This window comes from Halomonas terrestris (assembly GCF_049166755.1).
Taxonomy (GTDB): domain Bacteria; phylum Pseudomonadota; class Gammaproteobacteria; order Pseudomonadales; family Halomonadaceae; genus Halomonas.
This window is the reverse complement of sequence record NZ_JBMHFZ010000011.1, coordinates 39,887-56,578: the sequence shown is the minus strand read 5'-3', so window position 1 is coordinate 56,578 and position 16,692 is coordinate 39,887. Positions and strand designations below refer to the sequence as shown.

11 protein-coding genes and 1 CRISPR repeat array are annotated in these 16,692 nt (G+C 66.3%); of the genes, 1 reads left to right on the top strand and 10 read right to left on the bottom strand.

Features of this window, described 5'->3' with window-relative positions; all coding sequences use genetic code 11:
* Positions 1–74: 74 nt before the first annotated feature.
* From ACOMD9_RS12070 to cas3, 10 genes are all read right to left on the bottom strand, one after another.
* The gene (locus tag ACOMD9_RS12070) at positions 75–665 is read right to left on the bottom strand and encodes a DUF4202 domain-containing protein (protein WP_421415173.1); all 591 of its coding nucleotides are present in this window, start codon (positions 663–665) and stop codon (positions 75–77) included.
* A gap of 49 nt (positions 666–714) precedes the next feature.
* Entirely contained in the window at positions 715–1,536 is an 822-nt protein-coding gene (locus ACOMD9_RS12065; RefSeq protein ID WP_421415172.1) for a CmcJ/NvfI family oxidoreductase, read from the bottom strand.
* Positions 1,537–1,893: 357 nt separating this feature from the next.
* Positions 1,894–6,558: direct repeats of the CRISPR family, unit length 29 nt; unit sequence CGGTTGAGCCCCGCGCCTGCGGGGATCGG.
* A gap of 106 nt (positions 6,559–6,664) precedes the next feature.
* The gene (gene cas2e / locus ACOMD9_RS12060) at positions 6,665–6,961 is read right to left on the bottom strand and encodes a type I-E CRISPR-associated endoribonuclease Cas2e (protein ID WP_421415169.1); all 297 of its coding nucleotides are present in this window, start codon (positions 6,959–6,961) and stop codon (positions 6,665–6,667) included.
* A gap of 1 nt (position 6,962) precedes the next feature.
* Entirely contained in the window at positions 6,963–7,883 is a 921-nt protein-coding gene (gene cas1e, locus ACOMD9_RS12055) for a type I-E CRISPR-associated endonuclease Cas1e (protein ID WP_421415166.1), read from the bottom strand.
* 27 nt (positions 7,884–7,910) lie between these two features.
* Positions 7,911–8,603, bottom strand: coding sequence for a type I-E CRISPR-associated protein Cas6/Cse3/CasE (gene cas6e, locus ACOMD9_RS12050; protein ID WP_421415164.1), 693 nt, complete (start codon positions 8,601–8,603; stop codon positions 7,911–7,913).
* Entirely contained in the window at positions 8,603–9,358 is a 756-nt protein-coding gene (gene cas5e, locus ACOMD9_RS12045; protein ID WP_421415162.1) for a type I-E CRISPR-associated protein Cas5/CasD, read from the bottom strand. The genes cas6e and cas5e overlap by 1 nt, the downstream gene beginning before the upstream one ends.
* Positions 9,359–9,367: 9 nt before the next feature.
* Positions 9,368–10,441, bottom strand: coding sequence for a type I-E CRISPR-associated protein Cas7/Cse4/CasC (cas7e, locus tag ACOMD9_RS12040; protein ID WP_421415160.1), 1,074 nt, complete (start codon positions 10,439–10,441; stop codon positions 9,368–9,370).
* 29 nt (positions 10,442–10,470) lie between these two features.
* On the bottom strand, positions 10,471–11,127 hold the full coding sequence (gene casB / locus ACOMD9_RS12035) for a type I-E CRISPR-associated protein Cse2/CasB (protein ID WP_421415158.1): 657 nt from the start codon (positions 11,125–11,127) through the stop codon (positions 10,471–10,473).
* On the bottom strand, positions 11,124–12,806 hold the full coding sequence (gene casA / locus ACOMD9_RS12030; protein ID WP_421415157.1) for a type I-E CRISPR-associated protein Cse1/CasA: 1,683 nt from the start codon (positions 12,804–12,806) through the stop codon (positions 11,124–11,126). The genes casB and casA overlap by 4 nt, the downstream gene beginning before the upstream one ends.
* Positions 12,793–15,534 (bottom strand): CRISPR-associated helicase Cas3', encoded by a 2,742-nt coding sequence (gene cas3, locus ACOMD9_RS12025; protein WP_421415156.1) that lies wholly within the window; start codon positions 15,532–15,534, stop codon positions 12,793–12,795. Before cas3 ends, casA begins: the two co-directional genes overlap by 14 nt.
* A gap of 116 nt (positions 15,535–15,650) precedes the next feature.
* Between cas3 and ACOMD9_RS12020 the strand changes: the two genes are divergently transcribed.
* The gene (locus ACOMD9_RS12020; protein ID WP_421415154.1) at positions 15,651–16,520 is read left to right on the top strand and encodes a WYL domain-containing transcriptional regulator; all 870 of its coding nucleotides are present in this window, start codon (positions 15,651–15,653) and stop codon (positions 16,518–16,520) included.
* Positions 16,521–16,692 lie beyond the last annotated feature (172 nt).

Sequence of the window (16,692 nt, the reverse complement as noted above, 5' to 3'; positions counted from 1 at the left end):
GCCCTTCCGCCAACCGCAACGCCGCGGGCGGGCCGGGTCACCCAGCCCGCCCGCGTGCTGTCCCGGCGCCGGCGCTACCCGGCCAGCGCCTCCTCCACCAGTCCCCGCGCCTCGGGGGCCATGGGCAGGCCCAGCGCCAGCTCGTGGGCCCGTGGCGACATCTTCCTCCAGGTCTTCTGCACGATGCGGATCAGGTGGTCATGTTCCACCTGCTTCGAGAAGTCGGCGAAGTAGTTCTCCAGGAACACCAGGCAGGCACAGTCCTCCACCGCCTGGGTGCCCTCGTCGCGCCCCAGGCCCTGCTTGCGGATCATCGCCGCCACCCGCTCGGCCTGCTCCGCCGCGTAGCCGGCCTCCTGCATCAGCCTCGCGGTGGTCTCGCCGGCGCGCTTGCCCTGGTCGCGCCGCCAGGTGAGGTAGCCAACCCGCCCCTCGGGGTAGTCGCCGCGCGGCACCTGCCAGCGCTGCAGGTGCTGCGCCCGCACCGCCAGCTGCACCAGCTCGTCCGGCGCCTCCACCAACTGCTCGAGCCAGGCGCTCATCCGCCGGCCATGCCACAGCTCCAGCGGCAGCGACTCGCCCTCGACCTCGACACGGCGCGGGTCCTCCGCGTGCAGGGCATCGATGGCGGCGAGGGTCTTGGCGAAGGGGGTGTCGGGGGTCATGGCACGGTTCCTTGCGATGGATGAGGCTTGCCCGAAGGGTAACAGGAAGCTAGCCGAAGAAGGCCAGGGTGCGGACCTCGATACTCTCGCGCGGCGGGGCACCCGGCGGCGTACGGGGGTCCTGGAAGGCGGTATGGGGGGTGAAGCGGGCACGGCCGTCGCGACGCGAGTCGTAACCCTTGATCAGCAGGGCTTCGTCACGCCGCATGTCGGGAAAGTAGTACCAGCGCTGGCGGGGGTTGTAGGCCAGGTGGTAGATCTCGCCGATGCGATCCGGATAGACCAGGTCGGTGGCCAGCAGGTCGCCGGGATCGAGCGTCGTGGCGTCCAGCAAGGCCAGCGGCGAGCGCTGCACCGGCCCGCGTATCGGGCGCCACAGGTTGATCTGGGCCACCGGCACCGCCTCCAGCGCGGCGGCCTCGTCCCTGCCCAGCACGTCGCGGATACGCTCGGGCCCCGAGTGCTCGGTGTAGTCATTGTGCACCCGGCTGGCCGGGCCGCGGATATCCCGCTGCTCGGCATCGCTGCGTCGGGTGTGATCGAAGATGACCACCCGGCTCGCGCCGGTCAGCGCCTTGATCAGGGCCTCGACCTCGGCATAGTAGGCGGTTTCGACCGACGCATCGTCGTAGAGGTCGTCGACCGCCGTCTCCTGCCGATGCAGCTCGAACCCCTGCCTGTCCAGGGACAAGCCATCCGCCAGCGGACGGCCATCGTGCAGCGTGACCTCCCGCGCCTCCTCCTCGGCGAAGTAGTGCGGCTCGCTGTCACCGGTCAGCGCCTCGGTGTGCACGTAGGGCTTCGCATCGCGCTTGACCAGATAATTGAGTGTCGCGGTGACGCTGGCGGGCATGTCGGTCGTGCGCTGCATGGACTGCCTCCGGGTTGGCCGCATCCGGCGGGGTATCACCGTGGCGGCGCGGTTGCTTGCCTGTCGGCTCCTTCCCTTTCAGGTATATGGCTTCCAGCGGGCGCTTTCAAATGCGTCCAGAGGTGAATGGCACGGGCGGGACACTCGCTGCAAGATCAGCATGCCGCGGGGCCTCTGGCGCTGGACGGCCAGCTCCGGGAGGCCCTAGGGGGTCAGACCCCGGCGGCGTAGAATCCGCTCGCAAGGCGCGCCATGACGGGCTTCGTGACTTGGCTGGGGTCTGACCCCATAGGGGCAACCTCGGCGCCTTCTTCGGCGAACATGCCTCCATCGTCGAGACATTCATGGCTGGCCATCAGCTCAAGCCCCGCGCCTGCGGGGATCGGGCCTTCGACAGCGGCCTCGGCGAGTTCCCGACCGGTTGAGCCCCGCGCCTGCGGGGATCGGCTCTACAGCGTCGAGACCCCCGACGACGAGCGCGGTTGAGCCCCGCGCCTGCGGGGATCGGCCGAGCGCGGTTACCTGCTGGTGTTCAAGGCGCGGTTGAGCCCCGCGCCTGCGGGGATCGGGAATACGCGAAGCTGGTCGAGTGCCATGACGGCGGTTGAGCCCCGCGCCTGCGGGGATCGGGTGCGGCCATTCGAGTTTGCCTGCGACGCCACCGGTTGAGCCCCGCGCCTGCGGGGATCGGCGCACGCTCTAGCAGTTCGCGGTCTGTCATGACGGTTGAGCCCCGCGCCTGCGGGGATCGGGTGCAGAGCCATGTCGATTACCCCGGCATCGACGGTTGAGCCCCGCGCCTGCGGGGATCGGATCGCCGGGCTACCCATCGAGCCCGGGGACGCCGGTTGAGCCCCGCGCCTGCGGGGATCGGGGTGAGGCACAGAGGTTTCTGGCCCAGGCCGGCGGTTGAGCCCCGCGCCTGCGGGGATCGGGCGGCACCGATACCACCATCCTCCAGTATTTCCGGTTGAGCCCCGCGCCTGCGGGGATCGGGCCCAGCCCTCGTTGTCGCGAGGGGGTATCTCCGGTTGAGCCCCGCGCCTGCGGGGATCGGACACACATTCAGACTATCCCCCCACCGCGGTCCGGTTGAGCCCCGCGCCTGCGGGGATCGGGTTATGCTCGGGGATGCGGACGCCGCTGGAGCCGGTTGAGCCCCGCGCCTGCGGGGATCGGCCGGTATTCGGCAGCTTGCAGGAAGTCGAGGACGGTTGAGCCCCGCGCCTGCGGGGATCGGTATTACGGTTCCGCATCCTCTATCGCCAATCGCGGTTGAGCCCCGCGCCTGCGGGGATCGGGGTGTAGTCGTAGTCGATGTAGAGCTTTCCGGCGGTTGAGCCCCGCGCCTGCGGGGATCGGGAGCGCCTCAAAGACTGGATAGGCGTTAAGGACGGTTGAGCCCCGCGCCTGCGGGGATCGGCAAAGCCTACCGAAAGCTGCCCTTCGCTAATGCGGTTGAGCCCCGCGCCTGCGGGGATCGGGTCCCTGCCGTCTAACTCTGAGAGTGTGGCGACGGTTGAGCCCCGCGCCTGCGGGGATCGGCCGGTATTCGGCAGCTTGCAGGAAGTAGAGGACGGTTGAGCCCCGCGCCTGCGGGGATCGGCACCAGGGGCAGGTGCAGAAATACATGATCGACGGTTGAGCCCCGCGCCTGCGGGGATCGGCTTATCGCGTGCGTATCTACGATCCATTATCCCGGTTGAGCCCCGCGCCTGCGGGGATCGGCTCGCCTGGCTCGCCATCCTTGGCGAAAACGACGGTTGAGCCCCGCGCCTGCGGGGATCGGGATGCCTTCAAGAAGTTGGTCATCTCATTGAGCGGTTGAGCCCCGCGCCTGCGGGGATCGGACCTTCCGCTTGCTGTCCATCAGCTTCTCCACCGGTTGAGCCCCGCGCCTGCGGGGATCGGGATGGGCTCCCGCTCCCGGGCGGCCTCGGTTTCGGTTGAGCCCCGCGCCTGCGGGGATCGGGTGAGCAGCACCGCCAATCCCACGAAGGCGGCCGGTTGAGCCCCGCGCCTGCGGGGATCGGTCCCACGCCTGGCCGCGGTGCAGCCGCTCGGGCGGTTGAGCCCCGCGCCTGCGGGGATCGGGCTTCACTCAACGCTGGAGCCATTCGCCAGGGCGGTTGAGCCCCGCGCCTGCGGGGATCGGCCTGATTCTTTCTGCCTGATTCATAAAGATAGCGGTTGAGCCCCGCGCCTGCGGGGATCGGTTTATCCCCTTGTGCCGCATGGCGGCCCTGATTGGTTGAGCCCCGCGCCTGCGGGGATCGGTCGTGCCAGTGGGGGTTGAGCGCCTTGAGCATCGGTTGAGCCCCGCGCCTGCGGGGATCGGTCACCATGGGCAGCATCCGCCGGCTGGGACAGCGGTTGAGCCCCGCGCCTGCGGGGATCGGGCGACAGCATATTTGGTGGTGTCGATGTCCGACGGTTGAGCCCCGCGCCTGCGGGGATCGGTTGGAATCCTGGCTGCACAAGAACCGTGCTGGCGGTTGAGCCCCGCGCCTGCGGGGATCGGGTGCCGAAGGCGTCGCGCTGGATCAGGGTGAGCGGTTGAGCCCCGCGCCTGCGGGGATCGGGACGTGATACTGCATGTACTGCCCTGGCCAGGCGGTTGAGCCCCGCGCCTGCGGGGATCGGGCCGCCAGGTTCTGCACGGTGGGGCTCATGCGCGGTTGAGCCCCGCGCCTGCGGGGATCGGTGTGTTGTCGTTCCGATCGCCTCGAAGGCGTCCGGTTGAGCCCCGCGCCTGCGGGGATCGGCAGCCCGAGCCTGCCGCTTGGCAGCGCGCCTGCGGTTGAGCCCCGCGCCTGCGGGGATCGGCCGCCTATGCCGAGGGCTTCAGCAAGGACAGCCGGTTGAGCCCCGCGCCTGCGGGGATCGGGCTGCAGAGTCTGTCGTGGTGGGGGAGATCGACGGTTGAGCCCCGCGCCTGCGGGGATCGGCGCTGGGTGGCCATGGTCAGGCGGCCGTTGTACGGTTGAGCCCCGCGCCTGCGGGGATCGGCTTTGTCGGTCATGCGCTCAGGTACTCCCCGGCGGTTGAGCCCCGCGCCTGCGGGGATCGGACCCGGTTTCAGGCGGCCGCAGGCGTTCAGGGCGGTTGAGCCCCGCGCCTGCGGGGATCGGAGCGAACGGACAGGGGAAGCTTATGCAGTAAGCGGTTGAGCCCCGCGCCTGCGGGGATCGGATAGTTGCGCCAGCTCATCGCCGCGCCCTCCCCGGTTGAGCCCCGCGCCTGCGGGGATCGGTTGACGAAATGCACCGCCATGAGGCGCGGCCCCGGTTGAGCCCCGCGCCTGCGGGGATCGGGGCCCAAACGCAGCGGGCATGGATGCGTGGGTCGGTTGAGCCCCGCGCCTGCGGGGATCGGGGTCGGCTGTACCCTCTCGCCCCGTCAGCAACCGGTTGAGCCCCGCGCCTGCGGGGATCGGAGGGGGGTACACCAAGCGACACGGGGCGAAGGCGGTTGAGCCCCGCGCCTGCGGGGATCGGTCGCGCAAGTGGATCGAGCAGATGGCCAAGAACGGTTGAGCCCCGCGCCTGCGGGGATCGGACGGGAGGCGGCAGCGGCGGCCGGGGTGGCGGCGGTTGAGCCCCGCGCCTGCGGGGATCGGCTGCTGCTGAATGGGCTGAATCGCGCCATTGACGGTTGAGCCCCGCGCCTGCGGGGATCGGATCAGGTCCAAGTCTACCGGTTGGTCCGTGTCCGGTTGAGCCCCGCGCCTGCGGGGATCGGCTCCACGGAAGCCCACGCAGCCGGTGACCTGACGGTTGAGCCCCGCGCCTGCGGGGATCGGCTGTAAGCCCTGACAGCCCCTGGAGACAGGGGCGGTTGAGCCCCGCGCCTGCGGGGATCGGCTCAGGCCGATCTGTAGCCTGGTCGCCACTGTCGGTTGAGCCCCGCGCCTGCGGGGATCGGGACCTATGACGAATGGCTCAGGGTGCCGAGCCCGGTTGAGCCCCGCGCCTGCGGGGATCGGATTCGTTCTGATTGAGTGCTCATGTAAGCAATCGGTTGAGCCCCGCGCCTGCGGGGATCGGATATGCGCCTGCTGGTCATCGCCGCCCTACTCCGGTTGAGCCCCGCGCCTGCGGGGATCGGCCTCGCCGCTTCATCGCCTCATCCCGGGCATCCGGTTGAGCCCCGCGCCTGCGGGGATCGGCGCCAGCAGGCGCTCGACCGCATCATGATCGGCGGTTGAGCCCCGCGCCTGCGGGGATCGGGTGCTGTCCGGAGGCGCCATCGAGCACAAGCGCGGTTGAGCCCCGCGCCTGCGGGGATCGGTCGGGAGAGCGCCAACGAGCCTCGCTCGATGCCGGTTGAGCCCCGCGCCTGCGGGGATCGGGCCAGCGGCCAGCAGGTGGCGGCCCCGGAGGGCGGTTGAGCCCCGCGCCTGCGGGGATCGGTTCGTGCCCAGCAGCCGGACCCTGGTGGTGGTCGGTTGAGCCCCGCGCCTGCGGGGATCGGTTTGAGGAAGCACGCCAACTGAAGGGTGAGGACGGTTGAGCCCCGCGCCTGCGGGGATCGGATCATCTTTGCTTTACATTTTGCTCGACGATACGGTTGAGCCCCGCGCCTGCGGGGATCGGACAAGGCGCTTCACGCACTCATCAACGTCTTCCGGTTGAGCCCCGCGCCTGCGGGGATCGGGTTCTTTGTTATCACGAGGATGAGAGTTTTAGCGGTTGAGCCCCGCGCCTGCGGGGATCGGGTTGATCGGTTGGAGGGTAAGGAATGATCCAGCGGTTGAGCCCCGCGCCTGCGGGGATCGGACCAGTCGGTAGTGCTCGATTCCGTGACCGCTCGGTTGAGCCCCGCGCCTGCGGGGATCGGAGTCGGAGCATGCGAACGACATGGAGAACGCGCGGTTGAGCCCCGCGCCTGCGGGGATCGGAGCTTTGCTTCTCACGAGTATGCGTGGACCAGCGGTTGAGCCCCGCGCCTGCGGGGATCGGACTATGGCGGATTCGATTTTGTAGGCATCGAGCGGTTGAGCCCCGCGCCTGCGGGGATCGGTCTAATTGTAGCCACTTGTTTACAAAGAAGAAAATCGCCAGCGGAATTTCCACCGGCGATTTTGCTTACTTTTTAACCAGATCACATTGTTAAAGATCCTGAAAAATCAATCGGTTGACTGAGGCGGCAGAAAACGCACCAGCCGTAGACCGTCATGATCAATCGGCTCGCGGCGATTCTCGCCATAGGTCTGGAATGCGAAGCCGGACTCATGGTTGCTGGCCCAGGCCATGGCGACATTGCCCTCCTCGGCCAAGGCATTGATCTGCTCCCAGATCATCTCGCGTACGCGCTTGGTGACATCACCGACGTAGACGCCGGCACGAATCTCCAGCAGCCAGACGGCGAGTCGGCCGCGAAGGCGCGGCGGCACCGCTTCGGTCACTACGACCAACATCGCCATATCACTTGCTCCGATGCCCTTGGTCGCCGACAGATTCCGGCTCGGGAATGGCCGGCGGCATGGCCTCAGGTGCCGGTGGAGGCGGGTCGATCTCGCCAGCCGCCAGCACCTCCTCGATCATCGGGATCAACCGCTGCAGCAGTTTCGTCTGCTTGAAGGCGTCTCGACAGGCGATACGCACCTCGCGTTCCGGCGTTACCGGGCTACGTGCTGCTACCCGAAAGGCCGCCGGCACCACCGTTTCGAACTTGACGATATCCGCGATATCGTAAACAAAGCTCTGCGGCTTGCCGGTGTGGAGAAAGCCAATGGCCGGCGCATAGCCCGCCGCCAGGATCGCCGCCTCGGTGATTCCGTACAGGCACGCCGTCGCAGCGGACAGGCACTGGTTGGCCACATCCGAGGCATCCCACTTGGCCGGGTCATAACGCCTGCCATGCCATTTGACGCCATATTGCCTGGCAAGCAGCTGGTAGGTCTTGCGGACCCGAGCGCCTTCCATGCCGCGGAGCTGATCGACACTACGTCGCGAGGGCGGAGGCTCACCAAATCGCAGCTCGAACATCTTGCGCACAACCTTCAGGCGTAGGCTGTCATCCAGCGCCAGCTGTGCCTGATAGAGCAGCTTGTCGGACCGCGCACCACCAGGCTGACCGGCGCTATAGAGCCGTACGCCCGCGTCGCCAACCCAGATCAACAGGGTGCCCACGGTTGCCGCCAACTTGACGGCCGCATGGGAAACCCGGGTGCCGGGTTCCAGCAACAGGCAGGCGACCGAGCCCACCGGGATATGCATACGCTCGCCATTGACCTCGTCGATGACGACAAAGGCGCCGTCACGCACATCGATCTGCCCCATGCCGACGAAGATCATCGACATGCGATCCTTCTCGGGGATCGGCTTGAGCGGAATAAAGCCCATACTGGCCTCCCTGCCTGTGAGGTGTCGCTAAGGCCGGCGAACCAACATCAGCCCACAGCCGAAGGCCTTGGCTCGCCCAACGCCCTGAGCCAGCGTTTCGATCAACCGGCCCGGGTCGGTGACCTCCAGCAGGCCTTCATAGTCGACGCTGGAAAAGCGGATAGGGCGGCCCTTGTCCTTCGGCAGAGCATGCTGACGATAGGCTCCCACTTCGGGTTCGACCGGCAAACGGAAGCCCCAGGACTCCACGCGTGTTACCAGCCACTCACGAGCGGCATGATCCATCGCCTCGGTGCAGGCATTACTGGTCCGCGCCCTGCCGGCCTCGAAGGGGTACTTGGCCGCCATCAGCACATCGGCACGCTGTCCCCGCTTGCCCGACACCGACTTCGCCACGGTGGGGTTGGCCCGCAGGCGAAAGGCGAGCCGATCCCCGACTTCCAGCGCCGGGGAGAACGGCTTGCACTGCGCCTCGAGCAGTCCGGAAATGGTCATCGGCTCGCGATCGGACAGCACGTAGAACAACGGCAGTCCGCGCGTTGCACCTCCGCCCTCGGATTCATCCATTTCCTGGCGGAACAGGAACGGCCGCTGGCCTTGATGCTCTGGGAACAACTGCCAGAGCAGCTGGTGGGCGGCGTAGGCTCCACCGCCCATGATCTCGAACAAGGCCCCCCGAGAGAGGCCATTGAGATCGACACGTACGCGTGAAAGATACATCAGCCGTCCTCCCTTGCCTGCACGATGCGCCGGTATTCAGCACGCGGCCCGAACTGCCAACGACGGCGATTGAGCGGCACATCCCAGACCTCGCTGGACTCCACGCCATGACCGTCACCATCCAGGGCCTTGGCATCACCTTCCCAGGCGTAGACCACGCTGTCCGGCAGTCTCAGGGCCCTATGCTCATCTCCCTCATCCTTTCCGAATAGCGGGGGAAAGCCGGCATCCAGGGCGTCCCGCAGCCGGGAGAACGACGCCCGGCGCGGCGCCAGCGGCGCCGCCGGCGGGCACGCCTTGCGCCCGAGGTAGAGCGTGAAGCATGGCATCTTGAGCGCCTCCTCCAGGTCCTCAAGCGTCAACTCCGCCTGGGGCGTCAGCCAGACAGCGATAGTCCACAGGCCATCGCAACGATAGTCGCGGCTGGAGAGGATGGTATGGATGACCTTACGCGGGGCGCTCAATTCATCCCGCCGGGTGCGGTAGGTCACCCTGGATTGCGATGCCGGCACCTGTACGGTGTGGTAGTCGCGCAGCAGGCTGCCGGGAGAGCGCTGCTTGATGGCGATACCGACGCTGTCGCGCAGCTGGCGCTGCCCTTCGTCGTCATCCCGGCGCACGCCCAGCGCCGCACCGAGCAACCCGATGATGGCACTGCGCCCAGGGTAAGTGGCGGAAGGGCGCGACTCGCCCACTGCCGCCTCACCCCAGCTGGCGAGCGGCGCATAGAGTCGAAAGACCAGATACTCCGTCATGACGACTCCTTACTGCTCGTTGGTCAGGAAGTCGAGCAGCGAAGTCAATCCGCCTTGCGTGACAGAGCCTTCCAACTTCGACTTCTCGTAATCCACTTCAGCAGCCACTACGAAACGCTGACCAGCTCCCGGGCCATAAGCTTCATCGAACTTGTTGACTTGACGTTCAAGCCGAGAAATCGCCTCCATGGCCTGATGCTCACCTTGAACCGGGCGCAGGAACGCGACAGATAGCGAACGCGGCTGCTGGTCCCCCTTCTCGGCCAGTACATAGCTGGCGTGAGCACGGGAGCCGAAGCTGTTCTGCTTGCCCTTGGGCGAAGTCTTCACGGCGGCTTCCACCAGGGCCGCGATGGCACGGTCCGCCAGGGCATCATCACCCTTGAGGTTCTCGATCAGTTGCCGGCGATCGATACACACATAGCCGTAGAACAGGCCCGCACCGAAACCGGCCTCCCCGACGTGCGCCGCACCGCGATGCTCGTCGCCGGTATTGAGGTCATCCACCGCCGTGAAATAGTCGTCCTCGACCTCGGCGGCATGCACGGTGATCGCATGGGCGACCTGACAGGCAGCCTCGACGTTGAAGGCCGGTGACGCCGCCAGCATGCGACCGAACAGTGCGATGTCCACGGCGGCCGGCTTGTGGCGGAGCAGGTCGAGATCCTCCTTGTCCGGCGCTCGATTCTCGTCGGCAAGCTTCTCTACCAGCGCATCGACCGCTGCCTGCTCCTCGGGACCGATGTGAACCAGTTGACTGGTTTCCAGCTCACCCTTGGCGACATCGCCGAAGACCTTGGCGATCTCCGTGGCCCAGGCTTGGGCATCTTTCTCTTTCACCTCTTTTTCCTGCAGGCGCTTGGCGGCCTGGATCCCGACTTGCTTGGTGCGCATGCCGCGGTGCTGACCCACGGCTTCTTCGAACAGCGCCGAGGTCCGCCAGGTCCGCTTGAGGCTCTGCGACGACACGCGCAATCGCTTGGCGCCACCCATGATGGCGGTCTTGGGGCGCCCCAGGTCGTCGCGGTTGAGGTTGGCGGGCGGATAGGCGGTCAGCAGGTGCAGCTGGATGAAATGGCTCATGTGCATTACTCCCTGTCGTCGTTGACGAATCACTCGTTATCTTGCCGATAGCCGGCCGTGGCACCGAAGTAGTCATTGGCCCAGAGGAAGCCCAGTCGCCGGGTGGGTTGCGGCGAAATCCCTCCCTGATATTCACGCCACCACAGCGCGATGTTGTCGGCCAGGTGCACGACGCTGACACCGCGCTTGTCGATCAGCGCCAGCGCACGGCGCAGGCGCTGTACCAGTTCCTCCGGGGTACGCGATGTCATCAGCTGCTGGAAGCGAAGCTCGCTCATATACGGCTTGCCGGTTTCACGCTTCTGCTGTCCGAGGCGCGCACCCAACGGCATCTTGGCCGCGTCCTCGCGGAGCTCGGTCACCACCAGCGCGATACAGGCCCATGCCTGCAATCGCTGGTCCCGCTGTCTTTCCGTCTGATCCTCCTTCGCAGGTAACAAGCTCCAGAGGTGGCGGAAGGCCTCCGTCAGCATCGCCGCCTCGATGGTGTCGCAGCGTCGTAGTGTCGCCCGCATGCCCTTGGGCCAGGGCGGGGCCTCGGTATGGCCCTTCAACGCTTCCGCGGACAACGTCAGGCGCTGCCACCAACGCCGCAGGGCATCGGCTTCCCTGCGCTCGATGGCATAGGGTCGCTCGGGTACGCGCGGCGGGGCCTCCGCTGCGGGTGCGAGTTCCGTTTCACTCATGACACGCCCTCTTCGGTGGTTGCCGGCTCGGCGACCAAGGCGAAGCCGCCGGTCTCGGCAAATTGACGAATGGCCTTGCTGCCCTTGCTGCGCCCGGCCAGGAAACTCTGCAACTGACGCCGAGCCGCGGTCGCACGCTGCAGGTCCACGGCCTCCAGTGCACCGCTCAGCGCCTGTTCCTCGAACAGTGCCATCCCCTCGCGCTTCAGCGTGCGGTACCACCGCTCGGCCACATCGGGAGGCAGGCGCGGCGCGTCGTCTGCCTTTGCCAGCGTCTGCTGGAAACCGTGTAATGCATGAAAGAAGGCGCCGCGTGTGGCGTCGTAGAGGGCCAGATCGATATGGCTCATGTCGCCCTTGGCTTCGGAGGGACGGTCGAACCAGGCATTCTTGACCTGGGTACGCACCATCCAGGCGATCTGACGGGCCAGGTCGGTGAAGCGCTGTACCCAGGCACGCAGCCGCTCCTGCTGCGCGGGAGGCACGGCCACCAGCGGCATCTCGACGCTGTACCAGCCGCGGGGCTTCATGTTGTCCATGTCATAGCCGAAGGCCCACAGTCGGGCATGCTTGAGCAGCACGGCGATCTCCTCACCGAAACGGCGCTCCTCGTCGACGGCTCGCACCTTTTCCGAGACATAGTCCTGCACCACCAAGGCGGGCAGCGCGCCGCTGGTGTCGGCATCCTGCAGCACCAGGTTCGACCAGTGCTGGTAGCCCAGCCCTCCTGGCTGCCCCTTGGTGGACAGCGGTGGTTCATTGGGCTTCTTGGGGTCGCGACGGTAAGGCGTCATCGGGTGCAGCCAGGGCCCATCGTAGTTGGCGCCTTGCTTCTTGGCGCGGATTCGACCCACAGAGCGAGTCGCTTCGCGCCCACAGATGTCGCAGCGACACGGGCCGTCCTCGAACAACAGGCGGAAGCGGCGCGGCATCGACCAATAGGGGTGCAGCGAATGCATGCCTTCGGGCAGGACTTCCGTGCCCTTCTTGTCGCTGACCCGGGTCGGCGACATCCACAGGAACAGGGTGTCGTCATCGGTACGCGGCACCTGCCACGCCTGCCCGGACCGCGTCAGCGCCCTGGATGTCACGACGTTCAGCCACAGCCGGGACCATAGGTTGGCATCGGGCGATTCGGGCAGCACCAGGGTGGTCAGTGGTCCGCCGCCTCGCAGGCCGACGCGAATGCCGGCCCCACCGGCGGGAGCATTGATCTGCATGGTGAACAGGGCCAGGGCGGCACAGTCCGCGCACATCGCCTCGACACGCCCACGCTTGACGAAAAAGTCGGTGTTGTTCTTGATGCCGTTCGCGCCTGGCGCATCGATCAGCAGGCCGCTGACCGTGCCGTCCTTGACGTCGTCGAGCGGGTCGAGGTCCTGCATGAAGCGCGGGCCGTCACCATCCAGCTCGAAGGCATCGGCAAGGGACGCGAAGGCGGCCTCCAGCTCTTCAATGCTGGGCGGCTCGATAAAGCGGTCCAGCCAGTCGCCGTGATCCTGCGGCGGCAGCGCGGTCTGCAACAGGCCGATCAGGAACTGATAGGCGGCGCCCTGGAAATCGGCTCGTGGCAGGGCGAGGTCAATCATGTCGGGATCTGCCACCGCGATGGGTGGCCGGTAGATAACGTTTCCTTCCCTGTTACGGAAAGGCAGCCATGGATCGTTAAGCAGATTCACATCCGTCCCCCTGGTTATCTGTGTTCGGTGAAAACCTCACCCCCCACTGGGCGTCATAGGCGCAATCGCTATCGGCCTCGACCAGCCAGGGCCGGGTGAAGCGCAACGCCTTGTGGTGCTCCTGCAAGGCTTCCCACTTGGCCTGGAAACTGGCCGGCAAGTCCGCGAGCTTCTCCGCCTGGCTCTGGCGCAGCTTGACCTGGCTGAGCATGGCGGCGTGGCGCTCGCCCTCGGCCCACAGCGCCAGTTCGCCATCGACCGTGCATCTGAGCAGCACGACGTTGAGCGTCGGTTCGTCGACCAGACGCGTACCGATCTCCAGCTCCTCCTGCCACTGATCGGCCTCGGGATGACGAAGATAGCCCTGCTCGAGTGACAGGGCGTTGAAGTTGGCCATCGAGACAGCCACGCGTTTCATGCCGTGCTGCTCGATACGCGAATCCTGAAGGTCATCCGGTACCAGGTCGGCGACCCGGCCGTACACGCTCTCGATCAGGGTCCGCGCCTCATCGGGCATGCGAACCGCCCCGAGCTCGCGCAGCACGCGCTGGGTCAGCCAGAGCAGAGACGTATCGCGGTAGACCGCTTGGGTGCCCGGCAGGGTGCGCTTCAGCCACTGAGCATCCGGTGAGTCGCTCCACTCCGGCGCCAGGATGGCGAGCACGGGGGCGCGACGCGGGCCACGCACATGACGCTGCAGGCGCCCGGCGCGCTGAATCAGTAGATCGATGGGAGCCAAGTCGCTGACCATATGATCAACATCGCAATCCAGGGATTCCTGGAAGACCTGCGTACTGATCAGCACCTGGCCGCGACGTTGGTCGGGAGTGGAGACCTTGCCCAGTCGCGCGATGACGTCCGACTCGATGCGTTGGCGATCGGTCATCGCGAAGCGGCTATGGAACAGCAGGCAGCGCTCGGGATCGGAATGGCGCTGGCGTAGCTGTTCATAGGCGCGAATGGCATCGTCCACGGTATTGCGCACCCAGGCGACGCACTCCCCCGCCTCTACCGCCGCCATCACGATGTCGAGCGCCTGCTCCTCCGTGGTCAGCCAGTCGACGCCCACCTCTCGAACGACTTCGGGGCGTGTCGCCAGAGGGGTTTCTCGCTCCAGGTCATGGCCGACCTGGGTCATCAGCGGGAATGCCTCTTCCTGCAGAGCGACCGGGGACTGCCCCAACCCCTCACGCCACGCTGTGGTCAGGGATTCGCGCATGGCCAACGGCATGGTCGCGGTCAGCAGGATGGCACTGCCACCCTGGCGCGCGTGATACGCCAGCAGCTGATGGAGCAGGGTCTGCATGTAATGATCGTAGGCATGCACCTCATCGACGATCAGTACCTTGCGAGCCAGGCCGTACAATCTCAGTGACTGATGCCGAAACGGCAGCAGCCCCATCAGCGCCTGATCGATGGTGCCGACTCCGACATCGGCGAGCAGTGACTTCTTGCGCGAATCGGCCAGCCAACGGTTGCAGTGCGTCGTCGCCGTCATGTCATCGGTGGCGTAGTTCCAATCTTCCGGCTGCTCCACCGCTACCGACTTCACGAAGGTATCATTCAGTTCGCGAGCGCCATGGGCCAGCACGAAGGAAGGACGAGACGCCGCAGCATAGAAACGTTGATGCAGATCCCCCAATCGCTCATACATGGCGTTGGAGGTCGCCATGGTCGGCAATGCGAAGTAGAGGCCCTCGCCATGACCGGCCGCCAGCAGGCGCTGGGTGAGGATACAAGCCGCCTCGGTCTTGCCGGCGCCGGTCACGTCCTCGAGGACGAACAGTTGGGGACCATCGCCAATGGGGAGGGCCTCGGCCTCCCGCTGCAGCGGGGTCGGCGTGACCGACTGGCCGCCAAACCAGCTGGCAAGGCCAGCATAGGGCACCGGTTCGGGAGGGTGCGCGAATCCACTCTCCTCCAGCGCTCGCTCGGCCCGCTCAAGCGCCAGTGGCCAGTATTCGCCCAGCGGCATCGCGCCCTGACAATAAGAAAAGTGGTCGCGATTCGACCCCAGCCAGTCACTGAGGGTGGCCCAGCCGGCGATCGTCCAGCTCATCACCTGGAAGGCCTCGCGCCACTCAGGGGAGACCAACTGCCCGCATGGCCAATCGAGACCGATCAGGTCAGCCCAGTCGGCGATGAACTGACGCGCCGCCTCGATATCCGAGGCGCTGTCGTCATGCCCGAAGAACTCCGTCGGCTCCAGCCGACCGGCTTCCACCGGCTGGCCATGGTGCCCGAACATCGGGGACAGGATGACTCTCAGCGTCTCGCTGAGCTGACGACGCGTCCTGCGGTCGAGGTCTCGATCGGGCCAGCGCAAGGTACCGTCCTGCAGCCACTCGATCCAGAATGCCTGCCACAGCAAGGCCCCCAGCCGGTCATGGCGTTCGGTATAGGCCATCCGCTCGATCGGGGAGGCCAGCGCGACCCCCTCGGGACAGGCCACCCCCTGGAAGGCGCGGGAAAACTTGCCAAGATCGTGCAAGCCGAGCAGGAAAACGAGGAATGGCCGAAGCGCTTCAGGAGACATCACCAGTTGGCTGGCCAGACGCTGGGCCAGGGGACGCCGCGGATCGAGCAGATGCCACCCCACGGCTGCCACATCCAGGCTGTGGAAAGGCAACAAGTGGCAGCTATCGCCCCCATCGGCCGGTTTCGCCTTGCCCCAGTATAGGTAATACGACATCCCTGCCCCCCGGCCCCATTGCGTCTCCAAGTCCATACAAGCATTCTTAACTCGACTGTGCCATGCCTGAGCATTCATCCACCATATTCTTCAGCCCGGTCATGATTCCGGCCGTCGATGGATCTTGACCGGTCTCCACCCACGGATAGGCCATGACTACCTGCACACCACCTCCCTGGGACACCCTGGCCCGCTACCGGCTGATCGAGATCCTGGCGCTGTGGGAGGGAAGGGTGGCGTCTTCGCACATCGGCCAGGCGTTCGGCATCGGGCGCCAGCAGGCTCAGAAGGTGCTCAAGCGTTATCGGGAACTGGTGCCCGCGAACCTGCTGTATGACGAGTCGCGCAAGGGATTCCTGCCCGCCGAGGGCTTTTCGCCACACTTCACCTTCGGCCGGGTCGAGGAGTACCTACATCTGCTGGGTTCGGGTCAGGGGCTGGACTCACCCTTCACCGGTCTCGGGCTGGGTGCGGCGGATACCGAGTCGTTGCCTCTCCCCAGCCGCCGGGTGTCACCGCAAGTGGTACGCGAACTGGTCAAGGCATCTCGACTGGGGCAACGGCTGGAAGTGACCTATGCGTCATTTTCCAGCCCGGAGGGGGAGGAACGCATCATCGTGCCGCACACCCTGGTGTTCGCCGCCGGGCGCTGGCATGTTCGGGCATTCTGCGAAAAGCATCTTGCCTACCGGGACTTCGTGTTGAGCCGCTTCCGGGGAGTACCGGAGCCCTGTGGAGAGATGCTGGGGGCTCATGGCGGCGTGCATGACGAGCAGTGGCACACCCAGGTGGCGGTCAGGTTGATCCCCGACCGGCGGTTGCCCGATACCGAGCGTGAGCTCCTCGCCATGGACTACGGCATGGCGGATGGCGAGCTGTTGCTGCATTGCCGAGGTCCGCTGGTGCTCTACGCCCTGCGGGAACTCGGAGTGAACCCGCATCACAGCGAACCCGACCCACGCGCCCAGCAGATCGAGATCGCCAACCGCGAGGCGCTGGCCACCTGGATCCGCTGGGATTGATTCTGGGGCCAGTCCACGAGTGTCTCGATGATAGCGGCACGTTCGCCGATAAAGCACCGAGGCCTGCCCCCTGGAGCCCGGAAAATCCCCACGTTTTTCTCGACGTTGGCAGCTTTTTCGCCGAAAAAAGCGCCGAGACTGCCCCTATGGGGTCAGACCCCAGCCAAGTCAC